The following is a 17,502-nucleotide window of genomic DNA, read 5'->3' as shown; positions in this document are numbered from 1 at the left end:
GCGGACTCGCTCAGGCGGGGTCCTCCTGCAGGCGGAAGGCGCCGGTCCCCTGCTGCAGGAGGTCCACCTGCCCGCTCAGTTCGTTGGCGCCGCTCTCCAGGAGGGTGGCGGCCTTGAGGCTGCGCTCGGCGTCGCTGCTGATCTCCACGACCGCGGCGGCGATGTAGCGGCTCCCCAGCGCCTGCTCCGCGCAGGCCAGCTCGATGCGCTGGGACATGGCGGTCACGTCGGTCATCGCCTGGGAGATACAGTTCCCCACCTTGCTCTGCTCGCTGGTCGCCGACTGGAACTGCGAGGCGAGGTCCTTCATGTGCTGGGCCGCCGCCATGATCGACTCCTCGGCTTGGGCCTGCTCGCGGATCGATACCTCGATCCTCTCGGTCATTTCGGTGACCTGCTCCATGGCCACCCTGATCTGTCCGGTCCCCTTGGCCTGCTCCTCGGTCGCGCTGGCGATCCCCCGCACGTGACTGCGCGCCGTGACCACCCCCGCGACGATCTTCTCCAGTGCGGCGCTGGAGCGCTGGGCCAGTTCCTCTCCCGCCGCGATCTTGCCGTCGGCCTCCCGGATCGCCTGCACCGCCCGCTCGGTCTCCTTCTGCACGTTCTTGATCAATTCGGCGATCTCGTTGGTGGAGCTTGCCGTCTTGGCGGCCAGGGTCTTGATCTCTCCGGCGACCACCGCGAAGCCGCGGCCGTGCACGCCGGCCTGCGAGGCGATGATGGCCGCGTTCAGGGCCAGGAGCGCGGTACGCGAGGCGATGTCGTCGATCACCGAGGAGATCGCACCGATCTCCCGGGTCCGGGCGGTCAGGGTCCCGACCACCTCGTTGGTTACCTGGGACGACTCCCTGATCTCGTGCATCCCCTGGCGCATGGCGGACATGGCGTCGACCCCCTTCTGGGCGTCCTCCTCGACCCGGCCGGAGATCTCGGCGGTCTGCAGGGCGTTCTCCTTCACGTTGCGGATGCTCGCCTCCATCTCCATGACCGACGAGGCGGTCGACAGCGAGGTGGTCACCAGGGCCCGGGTGTGACCGCCGATCTCCCGCGCGGCGGCCGCGGTCTGCATGATGGACGCGGTCACCTCGCCGATCAGCGCGGTGAGCCTCTCGGCGTTGGCGGCGATCTCCTCGCTGCTCGCGGTCATCTCGAGGAGCGCGGAAGAGGACTCCGAGGCAGAGCGGGCCAGGTTCTCCGTTTCCAGGCCGACCTCCTTCGCCTTGGCGGCGATCTGCTCCACGTAGGCCGAGGTTTCCTCCACCTTCCCCTGCTGGTGCTTGGCTGCCCCCACCACGTGCACCGCCTCCTCGGAGAGGCGCAGCGACATCCGCTGCAATTCGCCGGCGGTCCGGGTGACCCGGCTCACCATGCCGCACAGGCCGTCCACCATGACCTGGAGGGAGTCGAGCAGTTTCCCCGCCTCGTTCTCCGCGCCCGTGGGGATCGCCACCGTGAGATCGCCCCGCGCCACCGCTTCGGTCACCGAGACCGCGGTGCCGATCGGGGCCAAAAGGCGCCGGGTCACCCAGGCGGCGATGGCACAGGCAAAAACGGTGAGGGCGATGGCCAGCCCGATCGCCACCAGGCGGGTCCGCTCGAAGGAACGGAGGAACTCCTCGGTTTTCACCCCGACGTAGAGCGCGCCGATCACCTTGCCGCTGGCGTCGCGGATCGGGTCGTAGGCGGTGAAGTAGGGAACGTCGAGAATCGGTGCGACACCGCGGTACGAGGTCCCCTTGCCGAACACGGCGTCGTAGGCGGGGCCCTGCAGCTTGGTCCCCAGCGCCCTGTTGCCGTCGGCCTTGACGACGTTGGTGGCGACGCGCACCTCGTGCATGAAGATGGTGGCGGTGCCGCCGCAGATCTCGGCGACCTTGTCCGGCAGCTCGTTGTTGCCGTTGATCTGGTAGTCGCCGGCGAAAAGCCGGTTGTCCACGATCCTCAGCTCCCCTTTCTGGCGCAGCAGTTCGTGGAACATGTTGATCCGGCTCTCCTGGGAGAGGGTCGCCACCCGGACCATTTCCTGGCGCATCTTCGCCATGCAGATGTAGGTAGTGACCGAAACCGCCGCAACGACCACGCTCACGGTGAGGATTGCTATTTTCTTAACGATGCTCGTTCCCACAGTTGATCCTTATCTTGACTGCATTCACTACAGCAGATGATCCTACCAAGAAGTTGCGGCACTTTTCTGAACTACATTAAACTTCGTTGCGATGCGTCCCGGAAAATGGCGCAAAGATACAGTATATCAAGCGGTTATTACCATAATGTTCCTGAAAGAACAAGAGAAAGATAGATTGTGTTTACATAATGAAATATGAAAGATGCGCCCCACTTCAGGTTCAGAAACAGCCGCACTGCGCATGGCTCCCGTGCCGCGGCGCCGCGCGACCGGCTCTTGCCGCACGCCTTGCGACGGTTGCCCGGCCCCTCCAAGGTGCTGATTGTTAATTAAAAGAGCAAGGCATAGAATCAGTGGATACTGGGAGCTTGGGCTGTGGAGCCGGAAAACCGCAGCCCATCCCAGGAGCCCAGGTACCTGCAGAGGCAGGGGCGCTGCGGCAGGAGTGAAGCGATGAAAACGATCCTCGCTGTAGAAGATTCCGACCTGGTCCTCAAGATGCTTTCCTCACTGCTCAAGGCCAAGGGGTTCCAGGTGATCGAGGCGCACAACGCCGTCGAGGCCTTAACCTCCCTGGAGAGCTGGCCGGTCGACCTTGTGCTGACCGACCTGATCATGCCGGGGATGAATGGGGTGGAACTGGCCAGGGAAATCAGGAGGCGCACCTCGCAGATGATCCCGGTGCTGGTGCAGACGACGATCTCCGATGACAGGGTGAAACGGGAGGGGCTCGAGGCGGGTGTTTCGGGGTGGATCCTGAAGCCGTTTCAGGCCGAGGAGCTGACCGCGCAGATTCGGCGCCTGATCGACTCCTGATGAGCTTAGCACCGGCGCGCGGCTCGAGGCACGCGTGGAGCTGCGCTTACAGAACGATGCGGAACTGCGCGCCGTCGGCCGTGTTGGCCACGCTGAGGCTCCCCCCCATGTTCTTTTCGATGATGGTCTTGGACATGAAGAGACCGACCCCGGTGCCGCTTTCCCCCTTGGTCGTGAAGTACGGGGTGAAGACCTTGTCCAGCACCGCCTCGGGGATCCCCCCCGCGTTGTCGGTCACCGTGACCAGCGCCCGCCCCGCCTCCCCGGCGAGGCGAATCACGATGCGCGGCTCGGCCACCTGGCGCTCGGCCAGGGCGTCCCGGGCGTTCATCAGGATGTTGAGCATGGCCTGGCAGAACTCGTTGGGGTAGCCGAGCACCTCCGGGGCACCTTCGTCGAGCACCTCGATCGCCACCGCCTTACCCTGCAGGCTCCCCTCCATGAGCGCGAGCGTCTTGCCGATCTCCCGGTGCAGGTCGAAGCTGACCTTCTCCTTGTTGGGCCTGAAAAAGTTGCGGAAGTCCTCTATGGTCTGCGACATGTGGCGGATGAGTGCCATCGACTTCTCGCTGTTGTGCTGCAGCTCGGCGGGCGCTTCCCCCTCGGCTCCGGCGAAGAACGGGACCGCCTGGACCAAGAGCCCCAGGGCGTTGAGGGGCTGGCGCCACTGGTGCGCGATGTTGTTGATCATCTCACCCATCGCGGCGAGCCGGTTCTGCTGGATGAGGAGGTGGTCCTTGTCCCTGAGTTCCCGGGTCCTCTCGGTTACCCTCCGGTCCAGTTCCGCGTTGAGCTTCTGCAGCGCCTCCTGCGAGCGCCGCGACGCCTCCCAGGCGCGTGCCAGCTCCTCGTTTTGCGCCGCCAATTCCTCGCTCTGGTCGCTTAGTTCCAGGTAGGAGGCCTGCAGCTTCTCCTCGTTTTTTTTGAGCGCGAGTTCGGTCTGCTTGCGGAGTTCGACCTCCTCCTCGAGCTGCCGGTTCGCCTGGTGCAGTTCCTTGAAGATGAGCAGGTAGGGGTCCTCGATCCCGTCCGAGATGATGGCGCGGTAGATCATGAGGAAGGCGAACAGCTTGAAGAAGTGCCCCACCAGGTTCGAGATGCCGTAGTTGTCGATGTAGAAGGTGAAGGCGAGTTCGGAGACGATGGTGCAGACGATGGACCAGAGCAAGAGCCGGTACACCGAAGCGGTGAAGCGCAGCCGGTTCCTGATCAACAGGGCGAGGCTCGCCGCGAGCACCAGACAGATGGCGTACTCGCTGTAGACCTTGAAGGGGGTGAGCCCCGTTCCCTCGATGAAGCAGACCGGGAACACCTTCCAGTAGAAGATGCTGGCCACCAACAGCGAGGTGATTGCGGTATTGACCAGGAAGAGGGTCGTGGTGGCGACCCGGCGCCCCTTGAGGAGCAGGGTGAAACCGGCCAGAAGGGTGACGCTCTCAAGCGAGCGGGCGGCTATCCAGAGCTGGTTCGCGTAGTAGTCGTAATCGGTGAAGATCGGCATCCCCTGGTAACTTATGGTGTGCAGGAGGTCCAGGATCCCGATGAAGAGATAGGAGATGCCGACCACCAGGAGGTAGGGGTTGCTGATGTAGCGCGCCGAATTCCAGGTGAGGGTGAACACGCAGGCGGCGATCACCACGCTGAAAAGTTCGATGAGGGTGTGGAAAAGGAGGTAGTTAACCTGCGAGGTGGCATAGAGCCCCACCACGATGAGCACCAGGAGGGGCCAGTTAACAAACCTGCTAACGCTGTCACGGTACGGGTCCTGGCTCACCTGGGTTTCTGTCTCCGGATAGCTACTGATGAGACCCCTGGCAGGTGCCGGTGCAGGGGTGGTCGCGATGGGAAGCAGGCAGGCGCGGCGGGCTTTCGAGGGGCGCCGCGTCCGGCCGGGATCCTTCGGGCCCCGGCCTTGCGACAGTATCTGCCTTTTGTCGGGTCAATTACAACAATATTTTTACGAAGTTAACAGGTGCTGAGGGAAAGGGGCGGGGCTGACCGGTGTCGCTTCCTGCCCTTTTGGGGCTGTTTTTGTTTTTTAACTTTCAAACCCTGTATAATAAGCACAGCGTAAAACCGCCTCCCGCATTTCCTCGGGTCCGGCTGACGGGAGCGGTAAGGAGGAAACCATGTTGCACGTAAAACCCGCGGCAACCAGACTCTTACTCGTCGGCAGCTTCCTCGGCATCGTCTCCGGCTGCGCCGTAACCACGAAGTCCACTGAAGGGACCTCCGAAACCCTCCAGAACACCACCGACGCCTCGTCGGATTTCACCTCGAGCACGAGCCCGCGCGACGAGACGAGCCGCAACGACCAGAAGGTGAAACAGTTCGCGAGCGTCAACCGGGACCGCATCAGGGAGGATGCGGCGCGTGGCGGCGGCGAGCACCTGGCGGCCTTCGCCTACCTGCTGGGGGTGAAGCAGGAGCGGCAGCCGGAATTCTTCCAGGCCGCCCGCGAGAACTACCCCACGCTCTTCGCTTCGCAGCGGAGCACGGATGACCTGGTGGCACAGCTCTCGGCGGAGGTGGATGCCCACCCGACCTGGCGCTAGGTAACGCGCGTTCCGAAAAAACCGGTAAGGAAGGTCCCAAGCGGCGGCCGGTTGCTCACTATGCCCTACTATGCCCTCTATCCTCATAAATCTCAGGAAATTTCCGGCCGCCCGCCCGGGCTCTCCGCGGAGAGCCCGGCTGGCCCGCCAGCTTACCCGCTCACTCTCCGCGTTGCTTCTTCTCGCTGCCCTTGCTGTTCCCCCGCGCGCCCTGGCCGCCGGCTATCTGGATCGCTTGGTGGATCGGGCGGAACAAGGCCGGCTGGCCGAGAAGCCCGAGTGGCGGGCCCTGGTGCACTACCAGCCGCGCCGGCTCGCCGGCGGCCTGGAAAGCGAGGTGGACGCCCCGGAGTTCTTCCTCTCTCCCCGCGGCAAGGATGACCCCTCCGCCGAACTCGCCGCCACGCTCTCCGCGTTCTTCCAAGCCGATCCGGAGCACCCGGACCAGGAGGCGCAGTGCCGCTACCCCGCGCGCTACCACTGGCTGGACCGGGAGCTTCATTTCGACCCGGCCCGGCTTCCCCGGGCAAGCTGCCGGCAGCTTGAGAACTGGCTCGCCGGACTCGACCCCGGCCGGCTCACCCTGGTCTTTCCCGCCGCCTACCTCAACAACCCGGCCTCCATGTTCGGGCACACGCTGCTGCGCATCGACCCCCCGCCGCGCACCCCCGCGGAGCCGCCGCTTCTGGCCTACACCATCAACTACGCCGCAGACACCCGCGAACAGCACGGCATAGCCTACGCGGCCAAGGGGCTCTTCGGCGGGTACCGGGGGCGCTTCTCCAGCGCCCCGTACTACGCCGCGGTGAAGACCTACGGCGACCTCGAGAACCGGGACATCTGGGAATACCGGCTCGCGCTCACCCCCGAGGAGATCGCCCAACTGCTCAGGCACGTCTGGGAGCTGCGCCGCGCCTGGTTCGACTACTACTTCCTCGACGAGAACTGCTCCTACGAGCTCCTCTCGCTCATCGAGGTGGCCCGCCCCGCGCTGCGGCTCACCGGCCGCTTCCACGGCTATACCATCCCCTCCGAGACGGTGCGGCTGCTCGCCCGGGAAGGGCTCATCGAGGAGGTCCGCTTCCGTCCGGCGCGCAGCACCCTCCTTGCCGCCCGGCTGCGCGCCCTCGAGCCGGCCGGCCAGGACCTGGCCCGGCGCCTGTCGCTGGGAGAGCTCACCCCCCAGGCGCCGGCTGTGAGAGAACTCCCCCCCAAGCAGCAGGCCCGGATCGAGGAACTCGCGCTCGACTACGCCGCCTACCGGCAGTCGCGCCGCTTCGGCGGCAGCGAACCCGCAGCCGGCTCCAGCGCCGAACTGCTGCTGGCGCGCAGCAGGCTCGCGGTGCCCGACCAGACCCCCGCCATTACGCAACCGGAGCTCTGGCCGGGGAGCGGCCACCCCCCGGCGCGGGTCAGGGTCGGTTTCGGCAGCGAAGCCCGCCAGCCCTTCCTCGAGCTTGCCGGCGCCCCCGCCTACCACGACATCCTCGACCCGGAGGGAGGCTACACCCGCGGTGCGGGGGTGAACCTGCTCCGGGGAGCGCTGCGCTGGTACCCGGAGACGAGCCAGGTGGAGCTGGAGCGGCTGGATATTATCGACATCGAGTCGCTCTCCTCCTGGAACCGCTTCCTGCACCCGGTCTGCTGGAAGGCGACCCTCGGGGTCGAGCGCAAACGGACGGCGTTTCGTCAGAGCCTGCTCATGGGGAGCTTCAACTCCGGCATCGGGGTGAGCCACGACTTCGCCACCGGCACCACGCTCTACGGCTTCGCCGAGGGAACCCTGGAGATCGCCGGGCGCTTCCGGGCCTTTTTCGCCCCGGGGGTCGGCCCGCGCCTGGGTGTGCTGCAGGAGCTCTCCCCGCGCTGGCGTGCCGGGCTCTCCTTCGCGGAGCGCTTCTTCCCGGTGAACGAGGCGCGCAACGACTACCGGCTCGCCCTGGAAAACCGCCTGGACCTGGGCCGTCAGGACCTTCTCGGCCTCGACCTCACCTGGAAACGCGAGTTCGGCTACCAGTTCGGTCTGCTGCAGCTCTCCTGGCAGCACTACTTCTAGACTTCCCGGGCGCCGGCCGCCCCCCCTCCCCTCGAGCCTTCCTGCTTGCGCCCCGGCGCGGCATCTTTTCCCGCTTAGGCACACCCCCAAACCCGGAGGGGAGGATGTCCCAATCGCCTACCCCGGCTCGGGCCCCCCTCCTGAAATTTCTTAGCCGGCATCTCTTATTTTTTTTATTAACGTTTCGCCAGCCAATTACCGAATAGGTAGCTGGCTGTAACACATCTGTAACAAAAGGCGCCGCCCTCCTTGCCATCTCAATGGGCCCACCGCCTGGTCTACCCGGATTGTCATGCGGATACCATCACAACAAAGGGAGGAAGCAATGTTTGGGAACATGAAGATCGCAACGCGGGTGAGCCTGGCGTTCGGCGTACTGCTGGTGCTTTTGGCCGCGGTCGCAGCGACCGGTTTCTTAGGGATGAGAAGCATCAACCAGGAGATCGGCAAAGACCTGGACAGCGACGGGGTGATCGCCCAGCACGCCGGCCGGGCCCGCGCCAACATCCTGGGGCTCAGACGTTTCGAGAAGGACATCATCCTCAACATCGGGGCGCCGGACAAGGTGGCAGAGTACTTCGAGAAGTGGCAGAAGGAGGAGCAGCACATCCAGGAGCGCCTGAAGACCCTGGAGAAGGTCGCGGCGGACCCCAAGGACCGGGACCGGGTCAAGGCACTCAAGGCCGAGCTCGAGGTGTACCGCAGCGGTTTCCCCAAGGTGTACCAGGCGATCCTGGACGGCAAGCTGCGCACCCCCGCCGACGCCAACAAGGCGATGGGGCAGTACAAGGAGGCGACCCACAAGATGGAGGCCCAGGCGGCCGAGTTCGCGACCGACGGCTACGCCCGGCTCGATGCCGTTAAGGGGGTGGTCGACCATAAGTTCACGCGCGCCTCCTGGTTCATGGGGGGGCTGGTGGCCCTCATCCTGTGCATCGCGGTCGGCACCGCCGTCTACCTCTCCCGCAAGATCGCCGGGATCTTGAGGTCGCTTATCCAGGAGGTCGAGCGGCTCACCGAGGCCGCGGTCGCCGGCCGCCTCGCCACCCGCGGCGCCGCGGACCAGATCGACCCCGAGTTCCGGGGGATCGTCGTCGGGATGAACGCCACCCTCGACGCCATCATCGGCCCGCTCAACATGGCGGCCGAATACCTGGACCGCATCTCCAAGGGGGACATCCCGCAGAAGATCACCGACAGCTACCAGGGGGACTTCAACGAGATGAAGACCAACCTGAACAGCGCCATCGACAACATAAACGCCCTGGTCGAGGACGCCGACCTCCTGGTCGCCGCGGCCCTGGCCGGCAAGCTCGCCACCCGCGCCGACACCGCGCGCCACCAAGGGGACTACCGCAGGATCATCTCCGGCGTGAACGCCACCCTGGACGCGGTGATCGGCCCCCTAAACGTCGCCGCCGAGTACGTGGACCGCATCGCCAAGGGGGACGTCCCCCCCAAGATCACCGACAGCTACCAGGGGGACTTCAACGAGATCAAGCTGAACCTCAACAACGCCATCGACAACATAAACGCCCTCATCGAGGACGCGAACCTGCTGGTCGAGGCGGCGCTTGCCGGGCGGCTCGCCACCCGTGCGGCGGAGGAGCGGCACCAGGGCGACTTCCGCAAGATCATCTCCGGGGTGAACCGGACCCTGGACGCGGTGACCGGGCCCTTGAACGTGGCCGCGGGGTACGTGGACCGCATCGCCAAGGGGGATATCCCGCCCAAGATCACCGAGAACTACCAGGGGGACTTCAACGAGATCAAGCTGAACCTCAACAACGCCATCGACAACATAAACGCCCTCATCGAGGACGCGAACCTCTTGGCCCGGGCCGCCCAGGAGGGGCGGCTTTCCGCCCGCGCCGACGCGCAGCGGCACCAGGGGGACTACCGCAGGATCGTAAGCGGGGTGAACGAGACCCTGGACGCGGTGATCGGGCCCTTGAACGTGGCCGCGGAGTACGTGGCGCGCATCTCCCGCGGGGACCTGCCTGAGCCGATCCGCGAGGAGTACCGCGGCGACTTCAACGCCATCAAGAACAACCTGAACCTCCTGATCGAGACCACCAACGCCATCGCCGACGCTGCCTGCCAGGTGGCCGAGGGGAACCTCACCGTGAAGCTCGAGGCGCGCTCTCCGAGCGACCGGCTCATGCAGTCGCTCTCCGCGATGGTGCAGAGGCTGGGCGAGGTGGTGAACCAGGTGAAGCTCGCGGCGGACAACGTGGCGGCGGGGAGCGAGCAGATGTCCGCCAGCGCCGGCGCCATGTCGCAGGGGGCCACCGAGCAGGCGGCGGCGGCGGAAGAGGCCTCCTCCTCGATGGAGGAGATGGCGGCCAACATCAGGCAGAGCGCGGACAACGCGCTGCAGACCGAGAAGATCGCGGTGAAATCGGCCTCCGACGCACAGGCCGGCGGCAAGGCCGTGGCCCAGACGGTCGGGGCCATGAAGGAGATCGCCGGCAAGATCTCGATCATCGAGGAGATCGCCCGGCAGACGAACCTTTTGGCACTGAACGCGGCGATCGAGGCGGCCCGCGCCGGCGAGCACGGCAAGGGGTTCGCCGTGGTGGCGAGCGAGGTGAGAAAGCTCGCCGAGCGCTCCCAGAAGGCGGCCGCGGAGATTTCCCAGCTCTCCTCCTCCAGCGTGGAGGTGGCCGAGAAGGCGGGGGAGATGCTCTGCTCCATGCTCCCCGACATCCAGCGCACCGCGGAACTGGTGCAGGAGATCTCGGCGGCGACCAGGGAGCAGGACTGCGGTTCGGACCAGATCAACAAGGCGATCCAACAGCTCGACCAGGTGATCCAGCAAAACGCCTCGGCCGCCGAGCAGATGTCCGCGACCGCGGAGGAGCTCGCCTCGCAGTCCGAGCAGCTGCAGGCCACCATCAGCTTCTTCAGCCTGAGCGGCGCAGCGGCGTCCCCGGTGCTCTCCGGGTCTCCCCTGACCGGCGCGCGCTCCGCCAAGCCTGTGCCGCGCACCACGCCCAAGCTGACCCGCAGCCAGCGCGGCACCCGGCTCGAGCTCGACGATTGCGACGAGGCGTTCGAGAAATTCTAGGATGTGAGGCCGGCTCTGGCCTCTAGAGAGCCGCACGCTAAAAGGGCCAGCTCCCCGCTTCGGATGGTAACGCTTCCGAAGCGAGGGCTGGCCCTTTTGTTGTGCGCCGTGAGGCCAGCTACCCCTTCAGGTGGTGGGCCAGCCAGCGGGTCATGAAGGAGAGGATCTTCGCGGCATGGTCCTCGTCGTGTTTGAAGTAGTGGTTCTGGATGCGCAGTATCTGCCGTTTCAGACGATCCGCCCCCCCGCGCTGGGGAGCCTGGACCTGGTAGCCGTGGCGCTCGAGCCAGCTCGCCTCGTACCCCAGGTGAAACGCGGCATAGTCGACGAGTTCCAAGAGACTCAGGTTCGTCTCGGGAGCTGCCGCATCCTCCTCGTGCAGGAGATACGCTTCCTGCAGCAGCTCGACCAGGCGCCGGTGCTGATTGTCAAGCTGGCTCATCGCCAGCAGGTACTCCTCTTTCCACTCCACCTGCTGCATGTTTCCTCCCCCCCGGCCGGTTGTCCCGCCAGTCGCCCGCGCCGTAACCGATGCTGCAAAAAACTGCAGCTACTGCCGATAGTGCCGTTTCCGCCGATACTCCCCATTAGCTCATCGGCTCGACGAAGGCGCTTGTGCAGTTTTTTTTCCGAACGCTGCCGGCAACGCGGCTCCGTGTCGGAGGGTTGCACTCTCCCGGGTAAGAGTTATCTTTCGCGTTTTGCTTCGATCATTTAGCTGCTACAATGTCGCGCAGGAGCCCTCATGAGCCTGACACTGAGAAAAGCCTCGCACTATCCAATAACCGTTGCCCTTGTTGCCTTCAGCTACGCAGCCTACCGGTACCTGAGCTGGCTCGCTGACAGTGAGCTTCCCACCTTCATCACCTTCTACCCCATGGTGACCCTGGTGGCGGTGCTCTTCGGCCTGGGTCCCGGCCTCCTCGCCACGGGGCTCTCGGTGGCGATCACCGCCTACTCCATCTACCTGCCGGTCGACTCCTTTGCGGTCAGCTCGCTGCGCGAGGTGCTCTCCCTGGGGCTCTTCTCGGTGATCGGGCTCTGCCTCAGCGTCCTCGCCGAGAGCCGCCGACGTTTCGAAGCCAGGCTCGTGAAGCAGCAGGGTGAACTCGCCTCCCTGGTGGAAAGCCGCACCGCCGAACTCACCCGTAAAAACGCCGAGCTGGAAGACGAGGTGGCCCGGCACTGCAGCACCGAGCGGGAGCTGGTCCGCCTGAACGAGCATCTCGAACAGCGGGTCCGGGAGAGGACGGCCGAGCTCGCCGAGCACGTGGCGAGGCTCAAGGAGGAGGCGGAGGAGCGCCGGGCCGCCGAGCTGGCGCTGCAGCTAAGCGAGGAGCGCTACCGGACGGTCGTCACGGACCAGACCGAGCTGATCGCCCGTGCCTGTCCCGACGGCCGCATCACCTTCGTCAACGAGGTGTACTGCCGCTTCTTCGGCAAGAGCGAGGCGGAACTCGTCGGGACGCAGTGGCGGCCCCAAGTGCTCCCCGAAGACCTCCGCGAGATCGAGGAGCGTCTGAGACTCCTGTCGGCCGACAACCCGGCGGTCGTCGTGGAAAACCGCGTGCGGAACGGGCGCGGCGAGCTGCACTGGCTGCAGGCGGTGAACCGGGGGACCTTCGACGCCCAAGGGAACCTGGTGGAGGTGCAGGTGGTAGCGCGCGACGTCTGCGACCGCAAAAAGGCCGAGGAGTCCCTGAGAAAAAGCGAGGAGCAGTTCCGGCAGATGGCGGAGACGGTCGAGGAGGTCTTCTGGCTCACCTCCCCCCGGGGCGAGCTCCTCTATCTGAGTCCCGCGTTCGAGCGCATCTGGAGGCGCAGCACCGCCGAGATCTTCCAGGATCCCCTCCTGTGCCTGACCGCAACCCACCCCGACGACGTCCCCCAGCTTACCCGCTACCATGACCGGCTGCGCGCCGGGGAGGCGGCCACCATCAAGTACCGGATCCTGCGCCCGGACGGCTCGGTCCGCTGGATCAGCGACCGGGGCTATCCCAGGAAAGACGGGAAAGGCGAGGTCCAGTACATAGCCGGTGTCGCCTTCGACAGCACGGCCCAAAAGGAGTCCGAGGACCGGCTCAAACATTACGCCCGGCGCCTGAGCACCCTGGAGGAGGAGCTGCGCAAGGAGATCGCCGGCGAGCTGCACGACGACGTGGGGCAGGAGCTCACCGTGTTGAGCCTCAACCTGGGCCACATCAGCAAGCACCTGGCTGGAAGCGGCGCGGGAGAGCTGCAGAAGACCGTCGACGAGTCGAGAAGGCTGGTGCGGACCATCCACAGCACGGTGCGCGACCTGATGGTCAACCTGCGTCCGGTCCAGCTCGACGAGTACGGTTTGGTGCCGGTGCTCAGCTCCTACACCGAGCTGTACCAGAGACGCACCGGCATTGCGGTCTCCTTCCAGGCCACCCCGGAGTTCCCGCGGCTGGGGGCCGTGCCGGAGATCTCCCTGTTCCGGATCGCCCAGGAGGCGCTGCACAACGTACTGAAGCACGCCGACGCCTCCCGGGTCGCGGTCGTTTTGGAGCATTGGGGCAGCACCGCCCGCCTCACCATCACCGACGACGGCAAGGGGTTCGTGCTCCCCAAAGCTCCGCCGGAGGGGGCCGGCTCCGGCTGGGGGCTCGCCATCATGAGGGAGCGTGCCGAGCTGATCGGCGGCAGCTTCCGGATCGAGTCCCAGCCGGGCACCACCTCCCTCTGCGTGGAGCTGGGCGGGGGGTGAGGCTCCCCACCGTTCCCGGCGCCGACTCCAGAGGCAATGGCGTAAAGCAAAAACGGCCACCGGTTTCCCGGTGGCCGTTTCTTTGTGCAGCTTTAAAGCGCAGCTTCTTCTAGCAGGCGAGCCGGAACTGGCCGACCAGACGCTGCAGCTCATCGGAGAGCCCCGCCAGGTGGGATGCCGAGGCGGCCGATTCCTGGGCCCCGCGGGAGGTGGTGCGGATCACCTCGGTGATCTGCTGCATGTTGCCGCTGATCTCGTTGGTGGTGGCGGTCTGCTCCTCGGCGGCGGTGGCGATCTGGCTGATCTGCAGCGTCACCGCGTTGATCTGGTCCAGGATGCTCTCCAGCGCCCCTCCGGAACGGGTTGCCTCGCCGGTCCCGGTCTCCACCTCGGCGACCCCTTCCTCCATGGCGGCCACCGCCTGCCGGGTGTCGCTCTGGATCCCCTTGATCATGGCGTCGATCTCGCGGGTCGCCTTGGTGGTACGCTCCGCGAGGGCCCGCACCTCGTCGGCGACCACCGCGAAGCCGCGCCCCTGCTCGCCGGCCCGGGCCGCCTCGATGGCGGCGTTGAGGGCCAGGAGGTTGGTCTGGTCCGCGATGTCCTGGATGGTGCTGATGATGGTCCCGATCTGCTCGGAGCGGGTCCCGAGGCTCGCCACGGTATCCGAGGAGGCCTTCACCCGCTCCGCGATGCGCCCCATCACCTCGACGGTGCTCTGCACCACCCGGGCTCCCTCCTGGGCGGTCTGGTTGGTCTGGCGCGCCCCGTCGGCCGCGCCCAGGCAGCTGCGCGCGATGTCGCCGGAGGTCGCCGCCATCTCCTCGCCGGCCGTCGCCACCGTCATGGTCTGCGCCGCCGCCTCTTCCGCGCCGGTCGCCATCTGCTCGGCGGTGGCCCGCATCTGGCGGGCTGCCGCCGCGACCTGCCCCGCGTTGTCGGCCGTGCTGCGCAGGGTCTCGTTGAGCCGGTTCACCATGTGCTGGCAGGCGCGCTGCATCACCCCGATCTCGTCCTCGCTGGTCACCGTGGGCTGCACGGTCAGATCCCCGCCGGCGATGCTCTCGAGGATCGTCGCGGTCTCCCGCAGCGGCGCGAGAAACCTGCGGATCGCGGTCACGATGATCACACCAAGGAGCAGGGCGAAGACGAGCGAGGCGCACAGGATGAAACGCTGGATGCTGTCGGCCGTGGCGTAGAGTTCGTCGTTGTAGCCGCTGCAGGCGATCAGCCAGTCCCATACCGGGATGGTCATGTAGATGGCGAACTTCTCGCGCTCCTTGCTGTCGGCTCCGTTTTTCCACCAGTAGGTTATGTAGCCGTTCTTCGTCTTGGCCATCTCCTTGAAGAACTCGCGCCCCCGCGAGTCCTTGTAGTCGATCACGTTCTTGCCGACGTTCCCCTTGTCGGGATGCATCACGAACTCGCCGTGGCTCTTCTGGTTGCCGACGTCGAGGACGTAGGCGTAGCCGGAGGCACCGACCTTGATCGAGGATACCGTGGTGCGCAGCCTCTCGATGATGTCGTCGATGTTGGTCCCGATGAAGAGCACCCCGACCACGCTCCCACCCTGGTCGCGGATCGGCTGGTACTTGGTCATGTAGTAGCGCCCGAAGAGTTTGGCCTTTCCGGTGAAGACCTCGCCGGCCATGAGCTTGGCGTAGGCCGGGTGCGCCTTCCCAAGCGGGGTCCCCATGGCGCGGCTGCCATCCTCCTTCTTGAGCGAGGTGGCGATCCTGATGAAGTCGTCGCCCTGGCGCACGAAGACGGTCGCCACCGAGTTCTCGTTCTGCTCGCTGAACTGGTCCACACGGACGTTATCCAGGTTGACCTGGACGCCGTTGAAGCTCAAAAGCGGGGCCTCGAGGCTGCCGACCTGCACGCTGCGCCCCGGGTCCAGGGCGAAGCTTCCCCGGTAGTGCTGCAAAAGGTTGTTCATCTTGGCGTCGGCATCGCGCACGATGGACTTGTTGGCGATGGTCACCATCTCGGAAAGCGAGGTCACCGTCGTGTTGAGCTGGCGGATGGTCTCTTCTTTCACGTTTGCCCGGACTTTCTGGTTGGTGATCTGTCCCAGGAGCAGGAAACTGAACACCAGGATAGGCAGGATGATGATCAGAAGCTTGTTGCTGATGGAGAGAGAATGAAAGAACCGCATGCCGTGCCCCCCGAAGATTGTATACAATCGTGCTGCTGTCTCTCTCATCGGCAGCCTCTCCGATAACTTAACCATCAGGTAAGACAAACTGCCATCTCCTGGCGTGGCAAGGTTTTTTCTGTAGCAGTGCCGGGGCATTGGAGGCCGGGGCTGGTACAGATCCCGTCCCGGGCGCCGGGTCTCCTGCCTCACCCGTGCCGTCTCTATTGTGAGCCTTGGCTCATCTTTGCCGCGCTCCGGGCAATGGGAGTAAAATACATGAAGTGATCGCCCGGCAATATGACGCCGCGGCATGAGGGGGAAAGGAGGCAAGAGATGAGTAACCAGCACCGTGAAAAGCAGCTGAACCCCATCCCGGGTGAGAAAGGGCGTCCCGTACGGGGGCGGCTTTGACCCCGGGGCGGGCGCCGGCTGAAGGACCGGAGATCGAGGCTCCCAGCCACGAGCGCTGGGAGCAGGACACCTACGACCGGGATCCGGCCGAGGGGGCAGACTTCGAGGAGTGATCAAAACCAGAAAGAAACCGGCCTTGCCCCCCTTGCGTGTGGCGGAGGCCGGATAGCAAAAGGGGTGGCCCCGTGAGGAGCCACCCCTTTTTTATCGTGCGGTGAAGCTGCCGGTTAGGCAGACTTGCGACGCTTGCCCCATATCGCCAGCCCGAAGCCGCCGATGCCCAGCAGCAGCAGGGTCCCCGGCTCGGGTACCGGAGTCGGCCCCTGGGGAGGCGTGATGTTCGCGTTTGCGATGTCGGTGCCGTACTGGAAGCTTACGTTCGAGATGCTGTTGATGTCGAAGTTGGCCGCCAGACCGCCCAGGGTGAAGACCACGCTGTTCTTGATGAGCGCGTTGTTGGCAAGATCGCCGACTCCAGGTGTGCTGAAGACATCGCCCGCGCTGGTGATGCCGTACTGCAGGCCGTCCAGGGACTTCGGTCCACCGAGGTTCGGACCGTTGAAGTTCGGTTGGCCGAAGAGACCGCTCGGGCTGAGTCCCGAACTGCTGATCCCTGCGGTCGCCCCGTGGGGAGCCGTGGTGAACCCAGAACCGTAGGCCCACTCGCCGCCGACGTTGCCGCCGTTACTGGGGCCGTTGAAGACCACCGTTCCCGTCGGCAGCAGCGCGGAAATCGGGGTGAGCCCGTTGGCACCGCTGAAGAACAGGGCGGTCAGCACGAAGGTCGGGTCCATTACATCGGCGTTCGAGGTGTTGGCCAGGGTCACCTGCAGGTTGGTCCCTGATACGCTGAAGATGGCTTCCGCGCTGCGACCGAAGGTGTCTGTAGCGGTAAACGTCGTGGCAAAGGCGGTGCCCGTCATAACGGCAACCGCGGCAATGCCGGCGAAAAGGCTACGAAGATGTTTCATGACAGTATTCATACGATCCTCCATGGGTGGTTTCTACCCGTTGTTGAGCACCAACCATGCCATTTGGCGAAATCGAGTGTTTCCGGTTAGTTAAAGCCAGCCCGTTCCCGGAGTTGCCTGGTATTGTAAACAATACCGACACCCAAGGCCTGCCCGAAAAGGCGCTTCGGGGGATTCGGAAGGCGCCCGCGACAGCGAGCGGCCCCCGACCGGGCTCGAACTGTTTCCCAGTTAATTGGCGGAGTTCCGGGCAGGGGTGAAGGAGGCCGGGTTTAAAAATCTGAGGTAAGTTAGCTACGTTACGGATGGGATAATTGGCCGCGGCTAACCGTGCGGTCGTACCTATCGCTATTCCGCAAGTGTCGGTTTCCTTTACATGCGCCGCCGCAAATGTCGGAATCCATCTTCCATGGGGTCGGTTTTTCTCCGGCGCACCCCACTTCGTTGTGGCGCTCACCAAAGCCTGGGTACTAAGCGATTTGGCTGATCCGGAGGAAATGTGCGGCGCCCCGCGGTGCCGGTGAACAGCTTGCGGCCTCGCCGGCAGAGGCAAGCTGCAACGGGAGCCCTTGGCCCAGCCTCGGGTAAGCGAGCTGCGGCAGGAGCCGGAGGATCAATCTCCGG

10 protein-coding genes are annotated in these 17,502 nt (G+C 65.1%); 5 read left to right on the top strand and 5 right to left on the bottom strand.

Annotated features, from left to right (window positions below; translation table 11 throughout):
• Window positions 1–10: 10 nt before the first annotated feature.
• Complete coding sequence (locus tag GMST_RS04905) at window positions 11–2,128, bottom strand: methyl-accepting chemotaxis protein (RefSeq protein ID WP_183353513.1); 2,118 nt, start codon at window positions 2,126–2,128, stop codon at window positions 11–13.
• Window positions 2,129–2,581: 453 nt separating this feature from the next.
• On the opposite strand from GMST_RS04905, the gene GMST_RS04900 reads away from it, so the two are divergent.
• Entirely contained in the window at window positions 2,582–2,944 is a 363-nt protein-coding gene (locus tag GMST_RS04900; RefSeq protein ID WP_183353512.1) for a response regulator, read from the top strand.
• Window positions 2,945–2,990: 46 nt separating this feature from the next.
• Here GMST_RS04900 and GMST_RS04895 read toward each other — a convergent pair whose 3' ends face one another.
• Window positions 2,991–4,718, bottom strand: coding sequence for an MASE3 domain-containing protein (locus tag GMST_RS04895; protein WP_183353511.1), 1,728 nt, complete (start codon window positions 4,716–4,718; stop codon window positions 2,991–2,993).
• A gap of 355 nt (window positions 4,719–5,073) precedes the next feature.
• On the opposite strand from GMST_RS04895, the gene GMST_RS04890 reads away from it, so the two are divergent.
• The 3 genes from GMST_RS04890 to GMST_RS04880 all read left to right on the top strand — a co-directional run bounded on the left by GMST_RS04890 (window position 5,074) and on the right by GMST_RS04880 (window position 10,625).
• Window positions 5,074–5,499, top strand: coding sequence for a DUF3015 family protein (locus GMST_RS04890; protein ID WP_183353510.1), 426 nt, complete (start codon window positions 5,074–5,076; stop codon window positions 5,497–5,499).
• Between the two features lie 238 nt (window positions 5,500–5,737).
• Window positions 5,738–7,555: a lipoprotein N-acyltransferase Lnb domain-containing protein gene (locus GMST_RS04885; RefSeq protein WP_183353509.1), complete on the top strand. Its 1,818-nt coding sequence runs from the start codon at window positions 5,738–5,740 to the stop codon at window positions 7,553–7,555.
• A 325-nt stretch (window positions 7,556–7,880) separates the two neighbouring features.
• Window positions 7,881–10,625 carry a methyl-accepting chemotaxis protein gene (locus GMST_RS04880; protein WP_183353508.1) on the top strand — a complete coding sequence of 915 codons (2,745 nt, stop codon included), beginning with the start codon at window positions 7,881–7,883 and terminating at the stop codon, window positions 10,623–10,625.
• A 118-nt stretch (window positions 10,626–10,743) separates the two neighbouring features.
• Here GMST_RS04880 and GMST_RS04875 read toward each other — a convergent pair whose 3' ends face one another.
• Window positions 10,744–11,106, bottom strand: a complete 363-nt coding sequence (locus tag GMST_RS04875; RefSeq protein ID WP_183353507.1) for a bacteriohemerythrin — start codon at window positions 11,104–11,106, stop codon at window positions 10,744–10,746.
• 264 nt (window positions 11,107–11,370) lie between these two features.
• Here GMST_RS04875 and GMST_RS04870 point away from each other — a divergent pair, with 264 nt between their 5' ends.
• Entirely contained in the window at window positions 11,371–13,356 is a 1,986-nt protein-coding gene (locus GMST_RS04870; RefSeq protein WP_183353506.1) for a PAS domain S-box protein, read from the top strand.
• Between the two features lie 109 nt (window positions 13,357–13,465).
• On the opposite strand, the gene GMST_RS04865 is transcribed toward GMST_RS04870, so the two are convergent.
• Together GMST_RS04865 and GMST_RS04860 are read right to left on the bottom strand one after the other, a co-directional pair.
• On the bottom strand, window positions 13,466–15,514 hold the full coding sequence (locus GMST_RS04865) for a methyl-accepting chemotaxis protein (protein WP_183353505.1): 2,049 nt from the start codon (window positions 15,512–15,514) through the stop codon (window positions 13,466–13,468).
• 620 nt (window positions 15,515–16,134) lie between these two features.
• Entirely contained in the window at window positions 16,135–16,878 is a 744-nt protein-coding gene (locus tag GMST_RS04860) for an XDD4 family exosortase-dependent surface protein (protein ID WP_183353504.1), read from the bottom strand.
• Window positions 16,879–17,502: the final 624 nt, after the last annotated feature.

This window comes from Geomonas silvestris (assembly GCF_014193515.1).
GTDB classification, from domain to species: Bacteria; Desulfobacterota; Desulfuromonadia; order Geobacterales; family Geobacteraceae; genus Geomonas; species Geomonas silvestris.
The sequence above is the reverse complement of the archived record's forward strand: the minus strand, read 5'-3'. Positions and strand labels throughout refer to the sequence as shown.